The sequence below is a fragment of the Martelella sp. UBA3392 genome, assembly GCF_002358775.1.
GTDB classification, from domain to species: Bacteria; Pseudomonadota; Alphaproteobacteria; order Rhizobiales; family Rhizobiaceae; genus Martelella; species Martelella mediterranea.
In genome coordinates, this window is record NZ_DEPM01000158.1 from 1 (window position 1) to 4,177 (window position 4,177).

Annotated in this window: 3 protein-coding genes; all 3 read left to right on the forward strand. The window is 62.9% G+C overall.

Going from position 1 to position 4,177, the window contains the following annotated elements; all coding sequences use genetic code 11:
* Positions 1-354: 354 nt before the first annotated feature.
* The 3 genes from B4E36_RS11830 (at position 355) to B4E36_RS11840 (ending at position 4,093) form a co-directional block, all read left to right on the forward strand.
* Positions 355-1,347, forward strand: coding sequence for a sugar ABC transporter substrate-binding protein (locus B4E36_RS11830; RefSeq protein WP_292057328.1), 993 nt, complete (start codon positions 355-357; stop codon positions 1,345-1,347).
* Positions 1,348-1,426: 79 nt separating this feature from the next.
* Positions 1,427-2,680: an LVIVD repeat-containing protein gene (locus tag B4E36_RS11835; protein WP_292057329.1), complete on the forward strand. Its 1,254-nt coding sequence runs from the start codon at positions 1,427-1,429 to the stop codon at positions 2,678-2,680.
* A gap of 30 nt (positions 2,681-2,710) precedes the next feature.
* On the forward strand, positions 2,711-4,093 hold the full coding sequence (locus tag B4E36_RS11840) for an FAD-dependent oxidoreductase (RefSeq protein WP_292057331.1): 1,383 nt from the start codon (positions 2,711-2,713) through the stop codon (positions 4,091-4,093).
* Positions 4,094-4,177: the final 84 nt, after the last annotated feature.

The following is a 4,177-nucleotide window of genomic DNA, read 5'->3' on the forward strand; positions in this document are numbered from 1 at the left end:
GTCCAGAACGCGGTCAACCTGCTCAACGTTCCGCCGAACTGGGACTCGGTCGTCTCGGGATTGGTGATTGCCGCCGCCGCCGCGCTCGATGTCTATCGCCGCAATTACCTGGAGGCGGGCATGCGCAGGAAAGTCATCGCAAGCAAGTCGTCCTAAAGGGCGTGGACGTAGCGCCGCCGCGAAGCGATCCGCGGCGAGGGGAAATGCAAACCTGTCGGTCGAAAATTTAACGCCCCTCGGGGCGAACGGGATCCGCTTGCCTGAAAGGTCGGCAAACGGGAATGGCAATACCACCCCGAAAAGGGTGTCTCGAAGGTCCAACTGGGAGGAAACATGATGGACATGAAGACCGGAATGCCAACGAAACGTCGCACGCTTTTACAGTTTTTTGCAGGCGCGGCCCTGCTCGTGACGGGCGCCATTGCCCTTCCGCAGCATGCTCAGGCCGAGGATAGCGCGCTCAAGGGCAAGAACCTCGCCTATATCGCGTTCGGCCTGCAATACGAGTACCAGGTGACGCTTGTCGATCACATCAAGAAGCTCGCCGCCGAAAAGGGGATGGATATTTCCGTCTATGACGGCAAGGGCGATCCGTCGACCCAGACGACGCAGATGCTGGACGTGCTCTCCAAGCAGCCGGACATCATCCTGCTCAATCCGGTCGACGCGAAACTGCTTCAGGGCGGGGTTCGCAAGGCCAACCAGTCGGACATTCCGCTGTTCATGCTCGAAAACCTGCCGCCCGAAGGCGAGTGGGTTGCCTACAATACCTTCGACGATGTGGCCGGCGGCAGGGCTGCGGCCGATGCAGTCGCCGAACTGACCGGCGGCAAGGGGCGCGTCCTCGAAGTGCGCGGCGCGATCGGCTCCGGCCAGTCCGAGAAGCGCTATCAGGGCTTTCACGAGCAGATGGCGGCAAAATATCCGGACATCAAGATCGAGACGTTGAAGGCGGAATGGACGGCCGATAATGCGCATACGCTGACGGTTGACGCCTTCACCCGCGATCCGAACGTCGATGCCATCTGGGCGCATAATGACGAGATGATCCGCGGCGTGGTTTCGGCTCTGCGCCAGATCGACCGGCTGAAGCCGGAAGGCGAGGAAGGCTACATTCCGGTGATCGGTTTCGACGGCACCCCGCTTGGCCTCGAGCGCATCCGCGAGGGAACGCAGACCGCCGATGTCGGGCAGAACCCGTTCTCCATGGGCTCATCCATCGTCGAGCAGATGGAGAATTATTTCAGCGGCAAGCCGGTGCAGAAAACCACGTTGATCCAGCCGGTGATGATCTGGAAGGACAATGTCGACAGCCCGGAGAACTGGGGCAACATGGTCAAGAGCTGACCTTTCGATGCCGAAGCGGGGCGCGCCGTTCTTCGTGCGCGCCTCGCACAATTTCACACGCCAACCGACGGAATGACGCATGACGAGAGACCTCATGAAACCCGACCACGCCCGCAACATGCGCCTGGTGGGCCATTCGGACCAGGGCGGCCGCAGGGACGGCATCCAGGTGATGGTGGAGGACGGGTTCGCCTATATCGGGCATCTGTTCAGCCGGGGATTTTCGGTGATTGACGTGCGCGATCCCGCCAATCCGAAGCCGGCGGGCTATGTTCAGGCGCCGGATAATACCTGGAACGTGCACCTCCAGGCAGCCGATGGCCTGTTGCTCGTCATTCACGGCAAGGACGTTTTCGCCGACGCCGCTTTCGCCGACGAAGCGTCCTACTACAAGGCCGCGGCGGGGACCGCGCTCGGAACGGCAGAGCCGAAGAAGGGGCGGGACTGGGACGCGGGGCTTGCGGTTTACGATATCGCCACCGAGCCCGGCCGTCCCCGGCGCATCGGCTTCATGCCCGTATCCGGCGGTATCCACCGCATATGGTGGGTCGGCGGCAGATGGGCCTATGTCTCCGCGCTGCTGGATGGCTATACCGATTTCATCTTCATGACCGTCGACATGTCGGACCCCGCCAATCCGAGGGAGGCGGGCCGCTACGCCCTGCCGGGCATGCATCAGGCGGCGGGGGAGACGCCGTCCTGGTCCCCGAACGCCAAGTTCGGGCTTCACCATGCGATCGTCGACGGCGATATCGCCTGGGGCGCGTGGCGCGATGCCGGCCTCGTGGTGATGGATATCGCCGACCGCACGCAGCCCAAACTCATCCGCCACACCAACTGGTCGCCGCCTTTCCAGGGCGGAACCCATAACTGCCTGCCGATCAGCGGTCGGGATCTGCTGGTTGTCGTCGACGAGGCGGTGCTCGATGATTTCGAAGACGGGTTGAAGAATATCTGGATCTTCAATGTCGCCAACCCGGAAAACCCGGTTCCGATCGCGACCATGCCGCCGCCGTCTGACCAGGATTATACCCACAAGGGCGCCCATTACGGGCCGCACAACATTCACGAAAACCGGCCGGGCAGCTTCCAGAGCTCGTCGTTGATCTTCTCGACCTGGCAGAATGCCGGGGTGCGCGTCTACGACATCTCGAACGCCTATCAGCCGAAGGAGGTCGGCGCGCTGGTGCCGCCCGCGCCCGAAGGCCTCATGGACAGAAGACCCGGCAAGAAGCCGATCATCCAGTCCTGCGACATCTTCGTTGACAAGACGGGGCTCGCCTATGTGACCGATTACAATGCCGGTCTCTACATCATGGAATATACCGGCTGATCCCGCGCCGCTTGCTTGAAAGGAATGACGATGAACCTGTTTGGCTCTTATGACGTGGTGGTGACCGGCGCCGGCTCTTCCGGCATCGTCGCGGCAATCCGCGCGGCCAGGGAAGGCGCGAAGGTGCTCCTGCTCGAAGGCACCGGATTTCTCGGCGGCCTGATCACGGGCGGCCGGCTGACCAAGCCCACCGGGCTCATCAACTCGAAGATATTCGAGGAAATGCTGGACCGTTGCGTCGGCTATCGCGGCGCGGATGGCCGGATTCGGGAATCCTACTGGGGCAAGTATACCGGCACGTTCGATGCCGAGGTGATGCAGCGCGTCATCATCGAGATGGTCGAGGAGGCGGGCATTGAGGTGCTGCTGCGCGCCAATGTCGTCCAGACGGTGATGAAGGACGGCGCGATGCACGGCCTCCTGATCCGCACGAAGTCCGGCGAAAGCCTCGTCCTCGCCCAGGCCTTCATCGATGCATCCGGCGACGGGGATGTCGCGGCCCTCGCCGGCGCAGATTTCATGCTCGGCCGGGAAAGCGACGGCCTGACCCAGCCGATCACGTCCTATTTCCGCGTGCTGAACGTCAATGTGCCGGCGCTGATCGCCGATTGCGAGGAAAATCGCGGCGATATGTGGGAGGTGGTCTACCCGAAGGAGGCCGGCGACCGCAACGAGGATTATGCCATGGCTGTGCTGCTGACGGGCTTCCAGCAGCGCATCAAGGACAAGGTCGCGGAAGGCTTCGACTGGATCATCCCCAAGGACCACATCACCATGAAAACCGGGCTGATCCCGGGTGAGATCAGCGTGAACGTCACCCGGTTCCAGGGAAACGGCCTCGATGACCGGGATTTGAGCCGCGCCGAGATCGAGATCCGTAAACAGGCCTATTGCGCATTCGATTTCCTGCAGCGCTATGTCAGGGGTTTCGAAAACGCGATCTTTCTGGAGGTCGCGCCGAAGCTCGGCATCAGGGAGACCCGGCGCGTCAGGGGCGAGTATGTTCTCACCGAGGCGGAGGTCCGCGGCAATCGCCGCTTCGAGGATGCGATCGGCCTTTGCAATTCGCCCGTCGATGTGCACGAGCCGGGCGGCAGCCGGGCGATCATGGATCATGTGGGCATCGGTTACGGCATCTCCTTCCGTTGCCTCGTGCCGCTCAAGATCGACAATCTGTTGCTCGCAGGTCGCTGCATCTCTGTCGACGAAAACGCCTTCGGCTCGACGCGGAACGTACCGGCCTGCACCATGACGGGCGAGGCGGCGGCGATCGCGGCGGCTATGGCGGCCGGCCGGCGCGTGCCGACCTCGCAAATACCCGTCGCCGAGGTGCAGGCGCGTCTGCGCGAACTCGGGGTCTGGCTGGGCACGCCGGAAGAGCCGGTGCCCGAAGTCCTGCGGCAGGCTGGATGAGGCTGTGGCCAAGGGCGCGCCGCTTGCGACCGGGCAGAGGGCGACGGGCTATCCGCGCCTCCTAGAGCCTTTCCGCATTTCACG